Here is a 20,849-nt window from a genome sequence, read left to right on the forward strand (position 1 = left end):
GTGATGGCCGCACGTCGCCAAAGACAGTCAGGCAACGACACACGAAAGAACAACGCGGAGTTCAGGCTTGAAGAAACGTGCCACTGTCATCTGTCGAAAAGGCAAACGAATCCTACTCGTTGCGCGACAGTCAAAATGGGCCTTGCCGGGCGGTCTGCTCAAGCGCGGCGAACATCTCTCCGACGCAGCGCTTAGAGAACTCAAAGAAGAAACGCGTCTTGCCGGCAAGTCGGCGAAATATCTTTTCGACTTCAAGAGCAAGCAAAAGCACCATCACGTTTTCTATTGCGACATTCCGGAGCGCGCCAAGCCGCGCCCGAGCAATGAGATTTCCAAATGCCGCTGGGTGCAGCCCGAAGACATTCCCCGGCTCATGACCAGCGCGCCCACGGGCAACATCGTGAAGCTCGCGGGGCAGAAGCGCAAGAATAGCCGGGGAAAGTAAGGCGCCTATTGCTTAGACGTCGGCGAGAATCACGCGCTTGCTCGGCGTGGCGTTGCCCGCTTCCGTCACCGCTTCGGCAATGCGTTCGTGATTCAAATGAAATGCAAGCCGCAGTGAATCTTCAGAGGTATCGACCGCGCCCAGGCGATCGATGACGAGACTCGTCGAAAGAGAATAAGAGCCAAAGCCCCAACCCAATTCGAAAGCGGAGAAAAGGATCTGGTGATCGGCCAGAACCGGCTGTGAGAGATTTAAACCGGTGCGGGCGGGCGAAGTAGAGTCGGGCATCATCATTCCTTTCAGGGGCGTCAATGATCGCAGATTCGCGGAGCAAACGCATCCGGCGATTCGTATGCTACAGAACATTCGGGCGGCATGCGTTCGCGCTGTCCGCCGCGATCTCTGTCACACAAGACTCATAGGATGGCCGTCACTCATGCGAGGTGACGATGGCCATTCAGACGCGGGCGTATCTTTCTCCTACTCTCGTTCTGCTCGCGCTCGATTGGGCCGAAGGCAAAACGCGCACGGACTTTCTGGGTTTCGCCATTCAGCGAACGCCCGGTTTCTGGTCTGCGGATGGCAAGCATCGCGCAGCGTCCAGCTGGTTGCCCAACCGCCTGACATTCGATGGCCCCGTCGATGCGAAGCACCCCGACGCGCCTTCGAACGAAGCGCCCGTGCAGAAGTTCATGTGGTGGGATGCGCGGATCGACGAGCCGGATCGCGAGACGAAGTTCGTCTACACGGTGTGGCCGGTTGCCGGACAGCCGGGCAAGCTGACGCTGCTCGATGACGAGAAGACGCACCTGACCATTACCCTGCCCGCTCATGTCGAAGATGGCATCGGCACATGGTTCAATCGCGCCGTGGTGAGTTCGCAGGCGTTCACACGCAAGGTCGCCGCGATGGGCCTTGATCCTTCTAAAACGCCGCCCGCCGGCCAAGCACTCATTCTGCGCCGCTGGCTCGCCAACGATCTCGAAACGAGCTTCGACGCGGCGTTCGACGGGGCCACGCGCGCGGCGAGCGCCATCTACCACCTCACCGATTCCTTATGGGTCATTCCGGCGTTCAAAAAGTTCGCGCAAGCGCACGCCGCGCATTCGACCACCATCGTCTATGACTCGCATTTGGGTGAAGCGCCGAAGGGGCAGCCGAAGCCGCCTTCGCCGAATCAGCCCGCGGTCGATGAACTCGGCGAGATCATCGACTTTCATCCGCGCCGTGCGACGAACATCATGCACGACAAGTTCATCGTCACCGATGCATCCGATAGCGGTGGCAAACCCGCTCGCGTGCTCACCGGCTCGGCGAACTTCACGACCGAAGGGCTGACCGAGCAGGCAAATTTGCTTCATCTGCTGGATTCGGCGGCGCTCGCGCAGCTATACAGCGATCGCGCGGCCGCCATTGCAAGCGACCCATCGCTCGCGCAGACAAAAAAGCTCAGGCAAGGCTGGAGCCCTTCGTTTCAGATCGGCAGTGCATCCGTGCGGGCTTCGTTCTCGCCCGAACCGGACGATCGGCGCGTCGAGATCGACACGATCGTCGCCGCGATCGAGGCCGCCCGCCATTCGGTGCTTTTCTGCCTTTTCTCGCCCACGGACGCGGCTTTGCGCGAGGCTTGCTTTGCCGCCGGCGACAAGGGATTGATGATGTTCGGCCTCGTCAACGCGATCTCGCAGCGCGCAGCCGAGTCGGACCAGCAAAAGCAGGACAGCGGCGAAACGTTGAATGCGACCGAGCTTGCAAGCATCGAGTTGTATCACCGCAGCCAACATCAACGCGATGTCGTCGATGGAAAGTACTTTTCGAGCGCCACGGTGCCCGAAGGCTTCGATGTCGAGATGCAGCTTTTTCCCGGCGAGAAGCGGCCTTCGTTTCCGCCGGTCATCATCCATCACAAGTTTCTTGTGATCGATGCCGAAGGCACGGACCCGGTCGTCTACACCGGCTCGGCGAACATGAGCAACAACTCCGAGCACAAGAACGATGAGAATCTGCTTGAAATAAAGGACCGGCGAATTGCGGCGATTTATTTGGCCGAGTTCTTGCGGCTGTACGAGCATTACCGCGCGCGTGCGCTCGCCATCAAGGCTCAAACAAAACACAAAGCCGCGCACAAGCTCGCGCTTGCGCCAGATCGTCACTGGGCCGACAAGTATTACGTCGATGGCAGTCCCGAGTCGAAAGCGCGCATTGCGCTCGCAGGCACGCCGAAAGACTGACGCGTCCGTTCATTGCCCTATGCGTCCACAAAACTTTTTGTGGAACGCGCCACAATATTTCCATTCCCCAATCGTCAACAGGGTATGGAACCGCTGCACACCCCGAGCCCGCTGCCCGAGAAAGACCGTGAAATCACGGCTGCCGTTGCGCGCGAGCGTCCACGGCTGCGCAATTTCATTCGCAGGCGGGTGATCGATCAGGACGAAGCCGAAGACATTTTGCAGGACGTTTTCGAGGAACTCGTCGAGGCTTACCGGCTGACCGATCCGATCGAACAAGTAGGCGCGTGGCTGTTTCGCGTGGCTAAGAACAGGATCGTCGATCGCTTTCGCAAAAAGAAGGAAGCACCCTTGCCCGATGTGGACGACTCCGAGGACGCGTACCGGCTCGATCTCGCATTGCCTTCGCCGGATGCCGGACCCGAGGCGGCGTATGCACGCGCGGCGCTTCTCGCCACCTTGCAAAGCGCGCTCGATGAGTTGCCCGCGAATCAGCGCGATGTGTTCATCGCGCATGAACTCGATGGACACAGCTTCAAGGAAATTTCAGCGGAGACGGGTGTTGGCGTGAACACGCTACTGGCGCGCAAGCGTTACGCGGTGCTGCATTTGCGAGCGCGATTGCAGGCGTCGGATGATGGATATTCAGGAGAATGAAATGAGATTCAGACGGAAGATATTCGCCAAGGCGTTATTGATGTTGATCGTGATCGCGCTGCTCGGCCTGATCGTCATGCGGCTGTGGAACTGGGTCGTGCCGGGCGTCTTTGCCGATGCACAACTGATCGACTATCCGCACGCCCTTGGGCTGCTCGTGCTGTGCCGCATTCTGTTCGGCGGTTTTCGCGGAGTCGGAGCCGGCGGTTGCCATCGACGCGGCCAATGGCAACGCTGGCAGCGCATGACGCCGGAAGAACGCGAACAGCTTCGCAGTGGAATGAGTTCCGCCGCGCGCGAACCCTGAATTGGAGATCACGGCCATGCTGAGCCCACATGAATTCGCCACACTCATGCTGATACGTAGTACCCCCGAACAAGTCGATGCCACACGCGCCGAACTCGTCCCCCTTCTCGATGCGCGTCTCGTATCACGCGAAGGCGTGTGGGGGCGTCTCACGCTGACGCCCGCGGGCACGCGGCTGCTCAACGCCGTGCTCAACGCGTGCCGATATGCGGCTTCAGCGCATCCAGCCACAGCGTGACCGCGACGGCGCCGCCATCGGGCACGCCGACCGCGCGTTCGCCGAGATAGCTGGCGCGGCCCGCGCGTGGCGTCATGGCGGCGGTGTCGTCGGCACCTTGTCGAGCCGCATCGACAGCCGCGTTCCATGCTTCGTGCGCGGGTTTTCCATCGTTGAGCGCTTGTTTGAAGGTGTGCGCGGCGGGCAGCAAGGCATCGAGCATGGTGCGGTCGCCCGCCTTCGCGCCGCCCAGATCGCCGATGGCCTGCACGGCTTCTTCGAAGGCCATCGCCCAGTCAAGCGGAGCCGGTTCGTCGCTTGCACTTAGTTGACGCGATGCGCGCATCAACGCTGTCGCGTAGAACGGGCCTGAGCTGCCCGCTATCGCGCGGCGCAACGCGGCGCTTAAAGCGGCGAGTGCACGATCGGGCGCGCCGAGTGAATCGACGGGAACATCGAGGATGGCTTGCCCTGCGCGCTTCATGCTCGCGCCGAGATCGCCATCGCCCGCGAGCGAATCGAGTTCCGTGAGTTTGGGCTCATTCAACATCAACGCGTGCGCGACGGATTCCAGCGCGGGACGGATACGCTCACGCCATTGCGCGGAAGACGCGCTATCCACGTTCGCTTCTGCAATCGAAGAAGCAACGGGAACATCGATCAGGATTGCTTGATTGATCGCGCCGCCACGCGGCCATGCGTGCGCCTGTGTCGGTGCGTCGAGCAGATCGAGCGTTGCATCATCCACACGCATGAGCGAGATGGAACAGCCCGGCATGTTCAGCGCCGACAGCAACGTACCGGCCCATGCGCGTTCGATGCTCAACTCGCGACGAGTGAGATTTTCATAAGCTGCGCGCAGCACGATATCCAGTTCCATCTGCGGCGTCGCGCCGAGCCCGTTGACGAGCAACGCGATGCGTTCGCCGCGCTGCAGTGCAAGGTCATCGACGATGTTGGAGATGAGCGTATCGGCGAGTTCATCGACGGGCATCGGCTTCGTGCGCTCGACGCCTTTCTCGCCGTGAATGCCCAAGCCGAGTTCGATTTCATCGTCGGCGAGTGTGAAGCCGGAATGCGCCACGCCCGGCAGCGTGCAGCCATCGAGCGCCACGCCCATTGTGCCGAGCCGCGCGGCAGCTTCGCGCGCGACGGTGGCCACTTCCGCGAGCGGCAGTCCGCGCGCCGCCGCTGCGCCCGAGACCTTGTGGATCAGCACCGTCCCCGCGATACCGCGACGCTGATCGCGCCCGGCGTGCTTGCGCAGCGACACGTCATCCGCGACGATGGCGACTTCCACCGGAATGCCCTCCGCACGCGCGATTTCCGCTGCCAGCCCGAAGTTGAGCCGGTCGCCCGTGTAGTTCTTCACAATGAGCAACGCGCCGCGCGCACCCGCTGTCGCGCGGATGGCGGCGAGCACGGCATCGGTCGAGGGTGAGGTGAACACTTGTCCGCAGACAGCGGCGCTTAGCATGCCGGTGCCGACATAGCCTCCATGTGCGGGTTCGTGGCCGCTTCCACCGCCTGAGATGATCGCGACATCGCGATTCGTGCTGGCGTTTTGGCTGCGGCGCAGGAGTACGTTTTCATCGGCGAGGATGGCTATGTCCGGTTGTTGCCGGGCAATGCCTTCGAGCATTTCGCGCACGACGTCGGCCGGATCGTTGATGAGCTTTTTCATGGCGGTTTTTCCGTATTTTGGGGTGTTCTATATGTCGTGCAAGGGGCTTCTCTTGGTTGTGCTTTTTATTCAGTAGCCGCCTCCCCGGCGGGGGGGGGGTAACTTTCTTTGCTGCTGCAAAGAAAGTCACCAAAGAAAGCAGCTTTTTACCCCATGCTCGCTGGCTGGAATGTGTGGCCTGAATTAACGATACAGTGGCCGCAATAGGGCTTTCCACGCATAACTTGCCGCTTAGGCAACCTGGCGTTTGCGCGCTCAAATCTTTCGGTGTTAGTGGACCGCATTCATTCTTTCGGCCATGCGCTGCGCGCGCCGAGAGCGTAAGAACGGAATCCCGCAGCCTATTAGCGCCCAGCCACATCATACTTCCCCGCAATATTCCTATTCGGCCCTACCTAGGTCAGTGCTCCGACTAAAGGTGACTTGCGCTGGTGTGAGAGCGTTGCCCGGAAGCGCTTACCAAGGTACGGCCCAATGGGAGAGGTGCGATGCGGTGTGATGTGACTGGGCGCTGATACGCTGCGGGGTTCCGTTCTAAAGCTCTCGGCGCGCGAAGCGCATGGCCGAAAGCATGAGCACGGTCCACAGAACCAATAAGATTCGAGCGCGCAATCGCCAGGTTGCCTAAGCGACAAGTTATGCGTGGCAAGTCCTATTGCGGCCACTGCATCGTTAATTCAGGCCACCCTTTCCAGCCAGCGTGCGGAGGGGTAAAAGCGGCTTTCTTTGGTGACTTTCTTTGCAGCAGCAAAGAAAGTTACCCCCCCGCCGGGGAGGCGGCTACTGCAATAAAGACACAACCAAGAGAAGCCCTTTCCACGTAAAGAACAATAAAAACGACAACAAACCCAGATCAAGCGCCGCGGCCAACAACACACCCGCGCCCCAGCGCATCAATCAAAACTCGCACCCGCGCCGCACGCACCCGCGACCCCGGCGTAACAAGATTCACCAAAAGCGGCGCCGGCCGACACCCCGGCAACACTTCCACAAGCGTCCCATCCGCAATATAAGCACGCGCGAAAAACTCCGGCATTTGCGCAAGCCCAATCCCAAGCACCGCAGCATCCGCGAGCGCCTCTCCATGACTGATGCGAAACGGCGGCGTCTCCGGCACCATGCTCACCGTCTTACCGTTTTCGATAAATTCAAGCGGACGATCACGCCCCGTCGTCGGCAGACGAAACACAATGAACGTATGCCGCGCGAGATCCGTAATCGCGCAAATCACCGCATGTTGCGCAAGATAACGCGGGCTTGCACAGAGCACCAGCGCCTGCTCGTCGATCTTCTGCGCAATTAGCGAGGAATCCTCCAGATCGCCGAAACGAATGGCGGCATCGAGCCCTTCGTCGGTGAGGCTCACGCGTGCATCGGAGAGGCGAAGATCGAACTTCAGCAGCGGATGACTTTCATGAAGACGCGCGAGTATCGGCAAGATCACACCGACACCGTAACCGATCGGCGCGCCGATGCGCAGCACACCCGAGGGCGTGTCGTCGTCCGCGACGGTGCTCAGATCGAGCGCTTCGATCTCTTTGAGCAAGCGCTCGCTTCTGACATAAAGCGTGCGGCCTTCTTCGGTCAGCGTCACGGCCCGCGTCGTGCGATTGAAAAGACGCGCGCCCAGTTCTTTCTCCAGCCGCGCGACGCTTTTCGCCACGGAAGACGGCGCGAGCCCGAGTTCGCGCGCAGCCTGCGCAAAACTGCCATGCCGCGCCACCGCCGCGAAATGAACGAACTGGCCGATATTTTTCATGTCGTCAGAGAAATCATGTCCGGCGATGATACCGGCGGCGCGCAACGCACGCTCGTCCGGGATACTTGAGACGTTCGAGCCGATACTTGAGCCGAATGCACATTCACGCGCATGATGAAGCTCGCTATTCTTGAAGAATTTCAGTGCGCCACGGCGCGACCTTCAATGCTTCAGAGGAATATCACCATGACGACGGCAACGCTTACGGCTGGCATCGATCACCTCGGTCTTACTGTCAAGGATCTTGCGCTGACGAGCAGTTTCTTTATCGATTGTCTGGGCTGGACGAAGGCGGGCGAGAAGCCCGATTACCCCGCCATCTTCGTCACGGACGGCAGTACGCTCGTGACCTTGTGGCAGTTGAAGAACACGGACGCCGCAGTGGAATTCGATCGTAAAGCCAATGTCGGGCTGCATCATGTCGCGTTGCGTGCGCGGGACGAAGCGGCCTTCGATGAGCTTTACAAACGCGTGTCGGACTGGCCCGGTGCGAAGATCGAGTTTGCGCCAGAGCTGCTTGGCAAGGGACCTAAGCGGCACATGATGGTGTATGAGCCGGGCGGCATCCGCATCGAGTTCGATCTGAATCCGCCTGCCTGAAAATGAAAATGAAAGTGTGCGGATGGCGTGATCGCCACGACCATTCGGATGGACTACAGATTATCAGCAGGTTCGAGCGCCGCCAAAAGCGCCTCGGACCGCGCAATGCCGGAGGCGACCACGCGCACCGGAAGATCCGGACGCATTCTGCGCACCAGCCAAAGCGCCTCTGCCTGATCTCTGACAAAGGAAATGAATACGGCGTCCGGGCGTTCGCCGTGTGGCAATTCAATCTGCCAGCAAGTGCCATCGGTTTGACGCACGATGGCCTCGAGCCCTTGGGGGCAAAGGTCGTTATTCACGATTGCGCCTTTTATGCACCGCTAATGTGATTAGCGGTTTCTCTCAGAAAACGATTATTCGTAACGAATGGATTAGCGTCATTCTGGCTGATTTCGAGACAAGAAAACAGTGGTTTATCAACACATTACGAGGTTTTTTTAATTCAGTCGGTAAGCATTACCCGAGTTTGGATTCTATGCACGTTTCGAGTGCGCGGGTGATTTCGCAATCAAATGAAGAATGCTGCGGATTGAGTTGATTCAAACGCATGGGATTTGAAACGGGTGATATCGGTAACCACTGTCTGACGCTTTATAGACCCTCCCCTTTACACCGCATTGGCGAAAAGGTATTGAAGGAAGAATCAGGCCGGAGAAACAATCGACGACTCGAATTTCTTAAGCTTTCGACGGAGGTCTGAGTGGCCGCGTTCGTGGATCATCCCGAGCTCCTCTTCGTCGTGCTGATCGCGCTTTTCATCGGCGCGGTGGCATTCGGCGTGTTCGTCCTTCGGCGCACCATCGCGCTGCCCGACGCGGAGCGGGAGGACTTCAATCTCGTTCAGACATCGACGCTCACGCTCCTCGCGCTGTTGATCGGCTTTACTTTGTCGATGGCCGTCAGTCGCTTCGATCAACGAAAGAATCTCGAAGAAGAGGAAGCCAACGCAATCGGCACCGAGTTCGCGCGGGCCGATCTGGTGTCGCCTCAGTTGGGCGGCCCGATGAAGGCTGCGCTGCTCCGTTACACCAAACTCAGGCTTGCCGACTTTCAGACGCGCGATCCTCAGGCGCTTGCGCGCATCAACCGTGATACGAGTCAGATTCAGGCGGAACTCTGGCGTCTCGCCACTCAGGTGAGCATGGAAAAACCGACGCCGATCGGCGCGCTGGTCGTCGCAGGCATGAACGACGTGCTCAATTCGCAGGACTATTCGGAAGCGGCGCGCATCAACCACATACCCGTTGGCATCTGGATTCTGATGATCCTGATCGCGCTGTTCGGATGCGTCGTTCAGGGGTACGGAGCAAAGGGCAAGGTCCGTCGAGGATTGCTCATCACGATCCTGCCGTTCACGGTGTCGCTGTCGCTTGCGTTGATCGCCGATGTCGATAGTCCGCGCGGCGGCATCATCCGCGTGCAACCGCAGAACCTGACGCGGCTGCTTCATTCGCTCGAAGGGTGAGAGGCCAGATGTCATTCCTCAAGGGACTTTTTTGTTTCGTTGTGTGTGCGTGCCTCGCGCTGAGCGGATGCGCCAGCCACGAACCGGCGACGCCTTCACCGCCCGCCAGCGAGCCCGTGGAAGCCGCGTTGCCTTCCTGGCAGAACGGCGCGGCCCGCACCGCCATCCTCAACTTCATCGCCGATATCACGCAGCCCGCCAGCCCGCGCTATGTTCCGCCGCAAGCCCGCATCGCCGTGTTCGATAACGACGGCACGCTCTGGAGCGAACAGCCGATGCCGTTTCAGGTGCTCTTCATGATCGACCGTCTCAAGGCGGCCGCGCCGAGTCATCCGGAATGGAAGCGCAACCCGGCGTTTCAGGCGCTCATGGCGCACGACACCGCCGCGCTCGCAAAGAACGAAAAAGGTCTGCTGGAGTTGCTGGCGGTGGCCAACAGCGGCATGACGACCGAGGAATACGACGAGTCGATCCGTTCGTGGCTTTCGAATGCAAGGCATCCGACACTCGGCCAGCCCTACACCGCGCTCGTCTATCAACCGCAACTGGAACTGCTTCGCCTGCTGCGCGAAAACGGCTTCACGGTGTGGATCGTCTCGGGCGGCACGGCGGAATTCATGCGCGTTTTCGCGAGCGATGCCTATGGCGTGCCGCCTGAAAACATCATCGGGAGCGAGGAAAAACTCGGCTTCGAGATGCGCGAGGGCCATGCACTGCTGATTCGCAAGCCCGGTTTCGATTTCTGGGACGATGCCGCCAACAAGCCCGTAGGCATCTTTCGCGCGATCGGGCGGCGTCCGATCCTCGCGTTCGGCAACTCCGATGGCGACCGTCAGATGCTGGAATACGTCACCAGCGGTTCGGGCTATACGCTCGGGCTGCTGCTTCATCACGACGACGGCGCGCGCGAGTTCGCATATGACCGGCACGCCGGATCGGCGAGTCTGGACCAAGCGTGGGACGAGGCGGCTTCGCGCGGCTGGATCGTCGTTAGTATGAAAAACGACTGGAAGGTCGTGTTTCCGGTGAAAGGGACATCGCAATAGCCAAACTTTCGAGAGGTATCGGGAGATGATGAACTCGACCATGTGGATTCTTGCGACGGCGACAATACCTCGCGCACCGAAGGGGTTCGAGTCGAACTGGATTCCCACGGCGGGTCGACGTCCCGCTCCGACCATGCGGTTCTATGGCCCGACCGACGCGTTGATGGATAAATCGTTCGAGCTTCCGGATTTCGAAGTCGTTGGGAAATAGCGCTTGCTGCATTGACGAGCGCAAAAAAAAGCCGCTCAAGAGAGCGGCTTTCTTCTTGAACCAACGCCCTCAGTCGTCGAGCAAGGACACATCCCGCACCGCGCCCTTATCCGCCGACATCACCAGCTTCGCATAAGCCTTCAGCGCCGACGACACTTTGCGCGGACGCGCCTTCGCAGGCTTCCAACCCTTCGCGTTCTGCTCCTCGCGACGACGCGCGAGTTCCTCATCCGACAGCAGCACATCGATCCGTCGATTCGGAATGTCGATGCGAATGCGATCGCCATCGCGCACCAGACCGATCGCGCCGCCCGCCGCCGCTTCCGGCGAGCAATGCCCGATCGACAAGCCCGACGTGCCGCCCGAGAAGCGCCCGTCCGTCAGCAGCGCGCACGCCTTGCCCAAGCCTTTCGACTTGATATAGCTCGTCGGATAAAGCATTTCCTGCATGCCAGGACCGCCCTTCGGACCTTCGTATCGCACGATGACGACATCGCCCGCCTTGACCTTCTCGCTGAGAATATTCTCCACCGCTTCGTCCTGCGATTCGGTGACATGCGCCGAGCCTTCGAACACGAGAATGCTTTCATCGACGCCCGCGGTCTTCACCACGCAGCCATCCAGCGCGATATTGCCGGTCAGCACCGCCAGCCCGCCTTCCTTCGAGAACGCGTGTTCATACGAGCGGATGCAACCCTCCGCGCGGTCCGAATCCAGACTCGGCCAGCGCGTGTTCTGGCTGAACGCGGTCTGCGTCGGAATGCCTGCGGGACCGGCCATGTAGAACGTCTTCACGGCCTGATCGTCGGTGAGCGTGATGTCCCACTGCGAGAGCGCATCCTTGAGCGTGGGCGCGTGCACGGTCGGCACATCCGTGTGCAGCTTGCCCGCGCGATCCAGTTCGCCCAAGATCGCGAAGATGCCGCCCGCGCGATGCACATCCTCGATGTGATACTTGTTCGTGTTGGGCGCGACCTTGCACAACTGCGGCACCGTGCGCGACAAACGATCGATGTCCTTCATCGTGAATTCGATCTCGGCCTCGCGCGCAATCGCCAGCAAATGCAGGATGGTGTTGGTCGAACCGCCCATCGCGATATCGAGCGTCATCGCGTTTTCGAAGGCCTTGAAGCCGACCGAACGCGGCAGCACGCGCGCGTCTTCCTGCTCGTAGTAACTGCGCGCCAGTTCGACAATGCGCCGCCCCGCGCGCTTGAAAAGCAGCTCGCGGTCCGCGTGCGTCGCGACGACCGTGCCGTTGCCCGGCAGCGAAAGGCCGAGCGCTTCGGTCAGGCAGTTCATGGAATTGGCGGTGAACATGCCGGAGCACGAACCGCAGGTCGGGCACGCGGAGCGTTCCACTTCGGCCACGTCGGCATCCGAATAACGTTCGTCGGCGGCGATCACCATGGCATCGACGAGATCGAGCTTCTTCATCTCGATGGTCTTCGTCACCGGATTCGCCAGGCGCGTCTTGCCCGCTTCCATCGGTCCGCCCGACACGAAAATCACGGGGATATTCAGGCGCATCGCGGCCATCAACATGCCGGGCGTGATCTTGTCGCAATTGGAAATGCAGACCATGGCATCGGCGCAATGCGCGTTCACCATGTACTCCACCGAATCCGCGATGATGTCGCGGCTCGGCAGCGAATACAGCATGCCGTCGTGACCCATCGCGATGCCGTCATCGACCGCGATGGTGTTGAATTCCTTGGCGACGCCGCCCGCGGCTTCGATCTCGCGCGCGACGAGCTGGCCCAGATCCTTCAGGTGAACGTGGCCCGGCACAAATTGGGTGAACGAATTGACCACCGCGATGATGGGCTTGGCGAAGTCTTCGTCCTTCATGCCGGTGGCGCGCCACAGCGAGCGCGCCCCCGCCATGTTGCGGCCGGCGGTGGAAGTTTTGGAACGGTAAGTGGGCATGGTCGTGACTGGTTTTTTTGCGGAAAAAAGGAGCACAGCCGCAAGATCGAAGGTCCGTGCGCGCCCGTCTTGACGGCCTCGTGAGTCGTGGTCCGGGCAAAGCTCGGAATTATCCCACAGGCGCGAAAGCGGGACAGCGGGCGGCGGGACTCATCCCGGAATGGAATGAGCGTCATCCGTTTTTGCTCGTTCCCGCGCGGGCTCGCAGTGGGTAACTTACGCATCAAGGCAGTCCACCACCCAATCGAAGGAAACATCATGTCCAAACTTTTTACGCCCATCCAAGTTGGTGCATATGCACTTTCACACCGCGTCACGCTCGCGCCGATGACGCGTCTGCGCACGCTTCAACCCGGCGACCTTCCGAGTCCGATGATGGCGGACTTCTACGGACAGCGCGCATCGAAAGGCGGGTTGGAAATCGTGGAAGCGGCCAGCGTCTCGCAGATGGCGCGTTCGTATCTCGGCGCGGCGAGCCTTTATACCGATGCGCAGACCGCAGGCTTTCGTCAGATCACGGACGCGGTGCATGCGAAAGGCGGCATCGTGTTCCTGCAACTGATTCACGGCGGCCGCCAGAGCCATGTCGAGATGACGGGTGGTGTCGCGCCGGTCGCGCCATCGGTCGTGCCGTTCGATGGCGTGGCCGTGACGAAGGACGGTTTCGTGCCGGCGTCGCCGCATCGGGCGCTGGAGATCGGGGAGATTGCGGGCATCGTCGAAGATTTTCGCGCCGCCGCGCAGCGCGCCAAGGATGCCGGATTCGATGGCGTCGAACTGCATGCCGCGAACGGTTATCTCGTCGATCAGTTCATTCAGGACGGCACCAACCAGCGCACCGATGCCTACGGCGGCCCGCTCGAAAACCGCGTGCGTTTCCTGCGCGAAACGCTCGAAGCGCTGATTTCCGTGTGGGGCGCGGATCGCGTGGGCGTGCGTATTTCGCCATCGGGCGAATGGGGCGGCATCTCCGACAGCGATCCGGAAGCGACCTTCAGTTACGTGGCGCGCGTGCTGAATTCGTACGGCATCGCGTATATGCATGTGATCGAACCGCGCGTGAAAGGCGATGACACCTTGCACGAAGGCCATGCGCCGGTGGCGACGACCTATCTTCGTCCGCACTTCGACGGCCCGATCATCGCGGCGGGCGGCTTCGATCGCGAGAGCGCGCATGCGATCGTCGAATCCGGCATCGCCGATCTGGTCGCGTTCGGACGGCATTTTTCGTCGAACCCGGATTTGCCGTATCGCCTGAAACATGGCCTGCCGCTCACGCCGTATGTGCGCGCGGCGTTCTGGGGCGGCACGCAGGCGGATTATTCGGACTTCCTCACGTACTGCGAGGCGCAATTACAGTCCGCGATGGAAGCCGATAACGCGTGAACGCCGCTTCATCACCCACGCGATGGCGCGAAGTCAGGCGCGAGACATTCCTTGACGAACGCGGTGAACCGGCGCGCCTTGCTGCTGGCAAGCCGCCCGGTCGGATAAACGGCGGACAGCGGAATGGGCGGCAAGGTCCATTCATCCATGACCGATACGACCGCGCCCGACTTCAGTTCCGGCCAGAACGCCCATTCGGATGCCACGGCCAATCCCATATCGGCGAACACGGCGGCGCGCAGGCCTTCCGTCGCGGAAATGCGCACACGGCCTTGCAGACGGATGTCGTGTTCATCGGCGTCCTTACGAAACGTCCAGTCCTCGCCGCCGCCGAGATCGCGCGTATAGACCAGCGCGCGATGATCGAGCAGATCGGCAGGCGTGCGCGGCATGCCGTGCCGCTCGAAATACGCGGGCGTCGCCAATACGCGCCGACGCGCCATCGCGATGCGCCGCGCCGTCATGTTCGAATCCGCGAGATCGCCCATGCGCAGCGCGAGATCGATGCCCTCTTCCACGAGGTCGATGTTGCGGTCATCGAGCACGAGATCGAGATCGAGTCCCGGGTGCGCTTCGAGGAACTCAGGCAGACGCGGCACGATATGCAGCCGCGCGAAACACACCGCCGCCGACACGCGCAGCTTGCCCGCGAGACTCGCCGCCGAGCCACGCGCGGCCAGCACCGCTTCGTCGGCTTCCTCCACGGCACGGCGCGCGCGCTGATAGAAGTTCTGCCCGGCTTCGGTCGGCGTGAGCGCGCGCGTGGAGCGCAGCAACAGCTTCACGCCGAGCCATTCCTCCAGTTGCGCGATGGCTTTCGACACCGCCGGCTGGCCGATATCCATGTGACGCGCCGTCGCCGAAAACGAACCGGTCTCGACCACGCGAATAAAAACTTCGATCGCCGCGAGGCGGTCCATCGTGATTCTCCTGTCGATTCGAACGAAGCGTTGGGCTTAGGGAATGTCGATGGTAGTCAATTCATCGAAGCGCGACAGAAACAGCTTCAGTACCGGCGATGCATTCGCGCCGCTGTAACCGATCGCCAGATCGATGGTTGGTGCATCGCCTGCGAGCGGACGGCTGACGACGGAGGCAGGGAGCAGGTTCACCGCGTATGCAGGCATCAATGCGACGCCGCGCGTGGACGCGACGAAGGACATCGCCATCGCGAGATTATCGACGCCGTGCGCGGCTTTGGGCGCGAGGCCGTGTTCGCGCAGATAACGCGCGACTACATCGTGCAGCACGCGCGCCTTGTCGGACGCCATGATGAAGGTCTCGCCTTCGAGATCCGACGCACGCACGGTTTTCTTGCGCGCAAGCCGATGATCCACCGGCATCAACACGATCAACTTCTCCCGCTCGACGACGCGATATTCGAGCCCCAGCCCCGGCTCCTGCCGCACGAACGCGAGATCGAGCTTGCCGCGCGCGACGGCATCGGCGAGATCGGGGGAATAGCCGCTCGATACGGTGACATCGGTGTGCAGGAGTTCATCGCGCAGGAGTTGCATGGCGCGCGGGAGCCACGTCATTTCCTGACCGGTGAGAAAGCCCAGCGCGAAGACCTTGCGGCTAGGGAGCGCGGCGCGGCGTGCGGCTTCGATGGCGGCATCGACTTGTGCCAGCGCCAGACGCGCGTGATCCAGAAATACTTTTCCCGATGCCGTGAGTTCCACGCCCCGCGCGCTGCGGCTGAACAGTTCGGTGCGCACTTCGTCTTCGAGATCGCGAATTTGCCGGCTCAACGACGGTTGCGATGTGTGCAGACGCTTTTCAGCGGCGATGGTCAGGCTGCCTGTTTCCGCGACCGCCACGAAGTAGCGCAGATGACGCAGTTCCACGATTTCTCCTCGATGCCTTCACTTGAAAGCCATGCCTACGAGGCATGACCGCCAGCCTACAAAGTCTTTTTCAATTGCGCAAGCGGAGCCTACATTAAGTGTCAACGGCGCGCGGCATTCAATGAAGCGCGTTTCCTCGATATACCAAATGGAGCATGACATGAACAACCTCAACGGCAAGACGGCGCTTGTTACGGGCGCCTCACGCGGAATTGGCCGCGCCATTGCGCTCGCGCTTTCTCGTGCTGGCGCACGCGTGTTGATCCACTACGGCAGCGCGGCGCAGGCGGCGGATACCGTCGTCGATGAGATTCGCGCGGCGGGCGGCAAGGCGGATAAGGTCGCGGCGGATCTGAGCGCGGCGGACGGGGCGCATCGGCTGGCGGCGCAAGTGCGTGAGATGACGGGCGATGCGTTGGATATCGTGATCGCGAATGCAGGGATTTCAAAGGCCGCGCCGATTGAAGAAACCACTGTGGAAGACTTCGACAATCTGTTCGCTGTGAATGTGCGCGCGCCGTTCTTTCTCGTGCAGCAGTTGTTGCCCGCGTTGCGTGAAGGCAGCAGCGTGGTGTTGTTGTCGTCGCTGGCGGCGCGTGCTTCCGTGAATAATCTTTCGGCGTATGCGGCAACGAAAGGCGCGGTCGATACGCTCGTGCGGCATTTTGCGTCTGCGCTTGGTGAACGTGGCATCCGCGTGAATGCGATTGCGCCGGGCGTCGTGGAGACGGATATGTCAAGCTTTGCGAAGACCGATGCGGGGCGGGATTTTACGCTCGGTATGCAGGCGATCAAGCGTGTGGCGCAGCCGGGGGATATTGCGGGGGCGGCGGTGTTTTTGGCTTCCGATGATGCGCGGTGGGTTACGGGGGATACGTTGCGGGTGGATGGGGGGTCGAAGCTTTGATGTGTGTTTGCCTGTAGTCGATCTATCAGACAGCGTTGGGTGACGTGCTGCCTTGTCATGCAAGGGGCTGCTTCTGTTTGTGCTTTTATTGCAGTAGCCGCCTCCCCGGCGGGGGGGTAACTTTCTTTGCTGCTGCAAAGAAAGTCACCAAAGAAAGCAGCTTTTACCCCTCCGCACGCTGGCTGGAAAGGGTGGTCTGAATTAACGATTCAGTGGCCGCAATAGGACTTTCCTCGGTTGGTTTAGCGCGTGGGCAACCTGACGATTTCGCGCTCGAGTTTCTTGGTGTTAGTGGACCGCAGTCATTCAATCGGCCATGCGCTGCGCGCGCCGAAAGCTTCAGAACGGAATCCCGCAGCGTATCAGCGCCCAGCCACCTCACGCTTCCCCGCTATATTGCTATTCGGCCCTACCTTGGTTAGTGCTCCGACTAAAAGGTGATTTGCGTTGGTGTACACGCTTCGACCAGAAGCGCTTACCAAGGTAGGGCCGAATGGGAGAGGTGCGATACGGTGTGATATGACTGGGCGCTCATACGCTGCGGGGTTCCGTTCTAAAGCTCTCGGCGCGCGCAGCGCATGGCCGAAAAAATAATTGCGGTCCATTTAGCCTTGAATGTTCGAGCATGTGATCGCTAGGTTGCCTAAGCGGCTCGTTATGCGTGGAAATTCCTATTGCGGCCACTGCATTGTTAATTCAGGCCACACTTTCCAGCCATCGTGCATGGGGTAAAAAGCTGCTTTCTTTGGTGACTTTCTTTGCAGCAGCAAAGAAAGTTACCCCCCCGCCGGGGAGGCGGCTACTGCAATAAAAGCACAACCAGAAGAAGCCCCTTGCACGACATAAACACACGCAGCACCCAATCCCTGCACGATTCGCTCAGTAAGCGTACCCTTTCCCGTTCACCAGACTGAACCGGACCGCAACTCATGGACAAACGAGCACTCATCATCGGCGCGACGGGCATCGTCGGCGGCAATCTCGCGGAGCAATTGCTAGATAGTGGCGGCTGGAGCGTGACGGGTCTTTCGCGTGGCCGTTCGAAAGTGCTGGAAGGCGTGCAGTCCATCGTCGCTGATCTGACTTCCGCCGAATCCGTCGCAAGTGCCTTGAAAGACCAACCGTTCACGCACGTGTTCTTCACCGCCTGGGCACGTCAGGCCACCGAGAAAGAGAATATCCGCGTGAACGGCGCGATGGTCAGCAACGTGCTCGATGCCCTCGGTCCCACCGGCACACTCAAACATGCCGCCTTGGTGACAGGCCTCAAACACTACCTCGGCCCGTTCGAGGCCTATGGCAAAGGCAAGGTCCCACTCACGCCGTTCCGCGAAGAACAAGGTCGGCAGGACGTCGACAACTTCTACTACGAGCAGGAAGACCGCCTGTTCGAAGCCGCGCGCCGCTATGGCTTCGGATGGAGCGTGCATCGGCCGCATACGATCATCGGCTTCGCGCTCGGCAACGCGATGAACATGGGCGTGACGCTCGCGGTCTATGCGACGCTATGCCGTGCAACCGACGCGCCTTTCGTCTTCCCCGGCTCGGCGGCGCAATGGAACAGCCTGACCGACATGACCGATGCGCGCCTGCTCGCGCGTCATCTGGAATGGGCAGCGACATCGCCGAATGCGCGCGACGAAGCGTTCAATGTCGTTAATGGCGATGTCTTTCGCTGGAGCTGGATGTGGACGCAGCTCGCGGATTACTTCGGCGTTCAGCCCGCACCGTTCGATGGCGTGACGAAGCCGCTCGAAACGCGCATGCAGGACGCGGCGGCGCAATGGAAGGAGATTGCGGAGAAACACGGACTGGTCGAGCCGGACATCGATAAGCTCGTGTCATGGTGGCATACGGACGCCGACCTCGGCCGCCCCATGGAAGTGCTCACCGATATGACGAAAAGCCGCAAAGCAGGCTTTCTGGATTATCAGAGCACGCCCGACGCATTTTTTGCATTGTTCGAGCGGTTGAGGGCGGCGCGGGTGATTCCTTGATCCACTGAGCGTTACCGCATCGCCATCGCTTCCCCGCCGCGCGTATGCCCCATCACCAGACATTGCGAGCGATACGCATCGCTCTGACTACTCGCGGCGGCATGACTAAAGCCCTTGCTCAACGCATCGAACTCGACCTGCGATGCCGCCTGTCCGCACGCACCCGGACCGGCGTCGCGCCCTTGCGCATGCAGCATCGCCCGATCGGCAACCAGATAGGCGACAAGCGCGAACACAACGGCATGGAATACCTTTTTCATGTGCGTCTCCTTACCGTCTACGTTAAGCGCCCGCACACCGCCGGAGAATCAGGGCAAGCCCGAAGCAAAAGCCTTACTCTTCGGCGTCTACCGGCCCGATCCGGTAAAAAAATCAACCTTATAAGAAACAAGAAATTTGATCCGCAACAAATCCCCAAAAAAAATTGCTTTGAGTTATGCTCGTTAACCCTTAAAGCAGGGTTGCTGTATAGTCGGCTCGCGTCTCAGGTTACAAACTGGTTTCAACGGTTTCGTTCCATCGCGCTTTCCGTCCCGCCCGTAATCCGCTTGTCATCCCGCGCACTTTGAGCCCACACGCCATCTGGCGTGTGGGCCGCCTTTGCGCCCGAAAATCACCAAGCCTATGCATCTGCCGTCAGTTCTCAGCTTTCTCATCTGGATTCCAGTGGTGTCGGGAATTTTCGTGTTCACGTTCAGCCCGTCGGCCACGCTCGCGCGCGCCGTCGCGATGTTCGGCGCGCTCATCGGCCTCTTGCCGGTGGTCCAGTTGCTTCAGCAGTTCGATTCGACCTCGGGCGGCATGCAGTTCGTCGAACGCGTGGACTGGCTGCCGCAGTTCGGCAGTTCCTACCATCTCGGCGTCGATGGCATCTCGCTGTGGTTCACGGTGCTCACGGCTGTGACCACGCTGATCGTTTTCATCGCGTCGTGGGAGTCGGTGACGAAGCAGGTCGCGCAGTACTACGGCGCGTTTCTCGTGCTCTCGGGCTGCATGCAGGGCGTGTTCGTCTCGCTCGACGGCATGTTGTTCTTCGTGTTCTTCGAAGCCACGCTCATTCCGCTGTATTTGCTGATCGGCACCTGGGGCGGCGACAAGCGCGTCTACGCGGCGCTGCGTTTCTTCTTCATCTCGCTGTTCGGTTCGCTCGCCATGCTGGCCGCGCTCATCTATCTGTGGACGCAGGCGCATACCTTCGACATCGACGCATGGCGCAACCTGAAGCTCGGCTTCGTGCCGCAGCTCGTGGTGTTCGCGTGCTTCATCGCGGCATTCTCGGTGAAGGTGCCGATGTTCCCGCTCCACACGTGGCTGCCCGATGTCAACGCCGAAGGTCCCACCGGCGCGGCCGTGCTGCTCGGCATGCTGAAGATCGGCGGCTACGGCATGTTGCGCTACGTGCTGCCCATCGTGCCGGACGCGTCGCACTTCTTCGCCCCGGCGATGATCGCGCTGTCGCTCGTCGCGGTCATCTACGGCAGTCTGGTGGCACTCGCGCAGACCGACATGCGCAAGCTGCTCGCATACTCCGCGCTCGCGCACATGGGTCTGGTCACGCTCGGTCTCTTCACGTTCGACCGCCTCGGCACGGAAGGCGCGGTCATGCAAATGCTGTCCTATGGCGTGGTTTCCGGCGCCATGCTGCTATGTACCGGCGTGCTGTTCGACCGCACCAAAAGCGGTGAAATCGATGCCTTCGGTGGCGTCGCCAACACCATGCCGCGCTTCGCCACCTACGCCATGATCTTCTCCATGGCGAACGTCGGCCTGCCGGGCACCTCGGGTTTCGTCGGCGAATTTCTCGTGCTGATGGGCGCGATCCGCTTCAACTTCTGGATCGGAGCACTCGCCTCGCTCTCGCTCATCCTAAGCGCTGCATACACGTTATGGATGTACAAGCGCGTGATGTTCGGACGCGTGAAGAACGAACGCGTCGCGCGCCTGCGCGATCTCGGCCGTCGCGAGTTCGTGCTGTTCGGCGCGCTCGCCGTGCTGGTGCTCGCCATCGGCGTGCATCCCAAGACATTCACGGATGCCATCGGCCCGTCGGTCGTGGATGTGCTCTCGGCCACGCAACGCTCCTCGCTGCCGGACGATGCCAACTCGCCTTCGTTCGACGCGCATCGCGAAGCGACATCCGAGCGCAAGCCCGGCTAAG

Annotated in this window: 20 protein-coding genes and 1 pseudogene; 13 read left to right on the forward strand and 8 right to left on the reverse strand. The window is 60.6% G+C overall.

Going from position 1 to position 20,849, the window contains the following annotated elements; all coding sequences use genetic code 11:
- Nucleotides 1-67: 67 nt before the first annotated feature.
- Nucleotides 68-445 carry an NUDIX hydrolase gene (locus ACZCWR_RS33135; protein WP_487306308.1) on the forward strand — a complete coding sequence of 126 codons (378 nt, stop codon included), beginning with the start codon at nucleotides 68-70 and terminating at the stop codon, nucleotides 443-445.
- Nucleotides 446-457: 12 nt separating this feature from the next.
- On the opposite strand, the gene ACZCWR_RS33140 is transcribed toward ACZCWR_RS33135, so the two are convergent.
- Entirely contained in the window at nucleotides 458-733 is a 276-nt protein-coding gene (locus ACZCWR_RS33140; RefSeq protein WP_487306309.1) for a hypothetical protein, read from the reverse strand.
- Nucleotides 734-894: 161 nt separating this feature from the next.
- Here ACZCWR_RS33140 and ACZCWR_RS33145 point away from each other — a divergent pair, with 161 nt between their 5' ends.
- The 4 genes from ACZCWR_RS33145 (at nucleotide 895) to ACZCWR_RS33160 (ending at nucleotide 3,878) form a co-directional block, all read left to right on the forward strand.
- Nucleotides 895-2,676: a phospholipase D-like domain-containing protein gene (locus tag ACZCWR_RS33145; RefSeq protein WP_487306310.1), complete on the forward strand. Its 1,782-nt coding sequence runs from the start codon at nucleotides 895-897 to the stop codon at nucleotides 2,674-2,676.
- Nucleotides 2,677-2,760: 84 nt separating this feature from the next.
- Nucleotides 2,761-3,333: an RNA polymerase sigma factor gene (locus ACZCWR_RS33150; protein ID WP_487306311.1), complete on the forward strand. Its 573-nt coding sequence runs from the start codon at nucleotides 2,761-2,763 to the stop codon at nucleotides 3,331-3,333.
- 1 nt (nucleotide 3,334) lies between these two features.
- Nucleotides 3,335-3,640, forward strand: a complete 306-nt coding sequence (locus tag ACZCWR_RS33155) for a hypothetical protein (protein ID WP_487306312.1) — start codon at nucleotides 3,335-3,337, stop codon at nucleotides 3,638-3,640.
- Nucleotides 3,641-3,656: 16 nt separating this feature from the next.
- A complete protein-coding gene (locus tag ACZCWR_RS33160) occupies nucleotides 3,657-3,878 on the forward strand; it encodes a hypothetical protein (RefSeq protein WP_487306313.1) in 222 nt (73 codons plus the stop codon).
- On the opposite strand, the gene ACZCWR_RS33165 is transcribed toward ACZCWR_RS33160, so the two are convergent.
- Entirely contained in the window at nucleotides 3,832-5,541 is a 1,710-nt protein-coding gene (locus ACZCWR_RS33165) for a dihydroxyacetone kinase family protein (RefSeq protein WP_487306314.1), read from the reverse strand. The two genes, ACZCWR_RS33160 and ACZCWR_RS33165, sit on opposite strands and share 47 nt — an antisense overlap.
- A gap of 853 nt (nucleotides 5,542-6,394) precedes the next feature.
- Nucleotides 6,395-7,345 carry a LysR family transcriptional regulator gene (locus ACZCWR_RS33170; RefSeq protein ID WP_487306315.1) on the reverse strand — a complete coding sequence of 317 codons (951 nt, stop codon included), beginning with the start codon at nucleotides 7,343-7,345 and terminating at the stop codon, nucleotides 6,395-6,397.
- 141 nt (nucleotides 7,346-7,486) lie between these two features.
- On the opposite strand from ACZCWR_RS33170, the gene ACZCWR_RS33175 reads away from it, so the two are divergent.
- Nucleotides 7,487-7,900, forward strand: coding sequence for a VOC family protein (locus ACZCWR_RS33175; protein ID WP_487306316.1), 414 nt, complete (start codon nucleotides 7,487-7,489; stop codon nucleotides 7,898-7,900).
- A 53-nt stretch (nucleotides 7,901-7,953) separates the two neighbouring features.
- On the opposite strand, the gene ACZCWR_RS33180 is transcribed toward ACZCWR_RS33175, so the two are convergent.
- Entirely contained in the window at nucleotides 7,954-8,202 is a 249-nt protein-coding gene (locus ACZCWR_RS33180; RefSeq protein ID WP_487306317.1) for a hypothetical protein, read from the reverse strand.
- Between the two features lie 401 nt (nucleotides 8,203-8,603).
- Between ACZCWR_RS33180 and ACZCWR_RS33185 the strand changes: the two genes are divergently transcribed.
- From ACZCWR_RS33185 to ACZCWR_RS33195, 3 genes and pseudogenes are all read left to right on the forward strand, one after another.
- Nucleotides 8,604-9,368 (forward strand): bestrophin-like domain, encoded by a 765-nt coding sequence (locus tag ACZCWR_RS33185; RefSeq protein ID WP_487306318.1) that lies wholly within the window; start codon nucleotides 8,604-8,606, stop codon nucleotides 9,366-9,368.
- Nucleotides 9,369-9,376: 8 nt separating this feature from the next.
- Entirely contained in the window at nucleotides 9,377-10,414 is a 1,038-nt protein-coding gene (locus tag ACZCWR_RS33190) for an HAD family hydrolase (RefSeq protein WP_487306319.1), read from the forward strand.
- Between the two features lie 67 nt (nucleotides 10,415-10,481).
- Nucleotides 10,482-10,625, forward strand: a pseudogene (locus tag ACZCWR_RS33195) (DUF1254 domain-containing protein); the annotation flags it as partial.
- A gap of 69 nt (nucleotides 10,626-10,694) precedes the next feature.
- On the opposite strand, the gene ilvD reads toward ACZCWR_RS33195, so the two are convergent.
- Nucleotides 10,695-12,554, reverse strand: a complete 1,860-nt coding sequence (gene ilvD, locus ACZCWR_RS33200; RefSeq protein WP_487306320.1) for a dihydroxy-acid dehydratase — start codon at nucleotides 12,552-12,554, stop codon at nucleotides 10,695-10,697.
- Nucleotides 12,555-12,812: 258 nt separating this feature from the next.
- On the opposite strand from ilvD, the gene ACZCWR_RS33205 reads away from it, so the two are divergent.
- Nucleotides 12,813-13,940 carry an alkene reductase gene (locus ACZCWR_RS33205; protein ID WP_487306321.1) on the forward strand — a complete coding sequence of 376 codons (1,128 nt, stop codon included), beginning with the start codon at nucleotides 12,813-12,815 and terminating at the stop codon, nucleotides 13,938-13,940.
- A gap of 11 nt (nucleotides 13,941-13,951) precedes the next feature.
- Here the strand turns inward: ACZCWR_RS33205 and ACZCWR_RS33210 are convergent, their stop codons facing one another.
- Together ACZCWR_RS33210 and ACZCWR_RS33215 are read right to left on the reverse strand one after the other, a co-directional pair.
- Nucleotides 13,952-14,860 (reverse strand): LysR family transcriptional regulator, encoded by a 909-nt coding sequence (locus tag ACZCWR_RS33210; RefSeq protein ID WP_487306322.1) that lies wholly within the window; start codon nucleotides 14,858-14,860, stop codon nucleotides 13,952-13,954.
- A 36-nt stretch (nucleotides 14,861-14,896) separates the two neighbouring features.
- A complete protein-coding gene (locus ACZCWR_RS33215) occupies nucleotides 14,897-15,787 on the reverse strand; it encodes a LysR family transcriptional regulator (protein ID WP_487306323.1) in 891 nt (296 codons plus the stop codon).
- 160 nt (nucleotides 15,788-15,947) lie between these two features.
- Here ACZCWR_RS33215 and ACZCWR_RS33220 point away from each other — a divergent pair, with 160 nt between their 5' ends.
- Together ACZCWR_RS33220 and ACZCWR_RS33225 are read left to right on the forward strand one after the other, a co-directional pair.
- Nucleotides 15,948-16,694 (forward strand): SDR family NAD(P)-dependent oxidoreductase, encoded by a 747-nt coding sequence (locus ACZCWR_RS33220; RefSeq protein WP_487306324.1) that lies wholly within the window; start codon nucleotides 15,948-15,950, stop codon nucleotides 16,692-16,694.
- 929 nt (nucleotides 16,695-17,623) lie between these two features.
- Nucleotides 17,624-18,691 carry an SDR family oxidoreductase gene (locus ACZCWR_RS33225; protein ID WP_487306325.1) on the forward strand — a complete coding sequence of 356 codons (1,068 nt, stop codon included), beginning with the start codon at nucleotides 17,624-17,626 and terminating at the stop codon, nucleotides 18,689-18,691.
- Nucleotides 18,692-18,702: 11 nt separating this feature from the next.
- Here the strand turns inward: ACZCWR_RS33225 and ACZCWR_RS33230 are convergent, their stop codons facing one another.
- Complete coding sequence (locus tag ACZCWR_RS33230) at nucleotides 18,703-18,951, reverse strand: adhesin (RefSeq protein WP_487306326.1); 249 nt, start codon at nucleotides 18,949-18,951, stop codon at nucleotides 18,703-18,705.
- A 364-nt stretch (nucleotides 18,952-19,315) separates the two neighbouring features.
- On the opposite strand from ACZCWR_RS33230, the gene ACZCWR_RS33235 reads away from it, so the two are divergent.
- Entirely contained in the window at nucleotides 19,316-20,848 is a 1,533-nt protein-coding gene (locus tag ACZCWR_RS33235; protein WP_487306327.1) for a complex I subunit 4 family protein, read from the forward strand.
- The last annotated feature ends 1 nt before the right edge of the window (nucleotide 20,849 follow it).

It is taken from the genome of Caballeronia sp. A2-2, assembly GCF_057612605.2.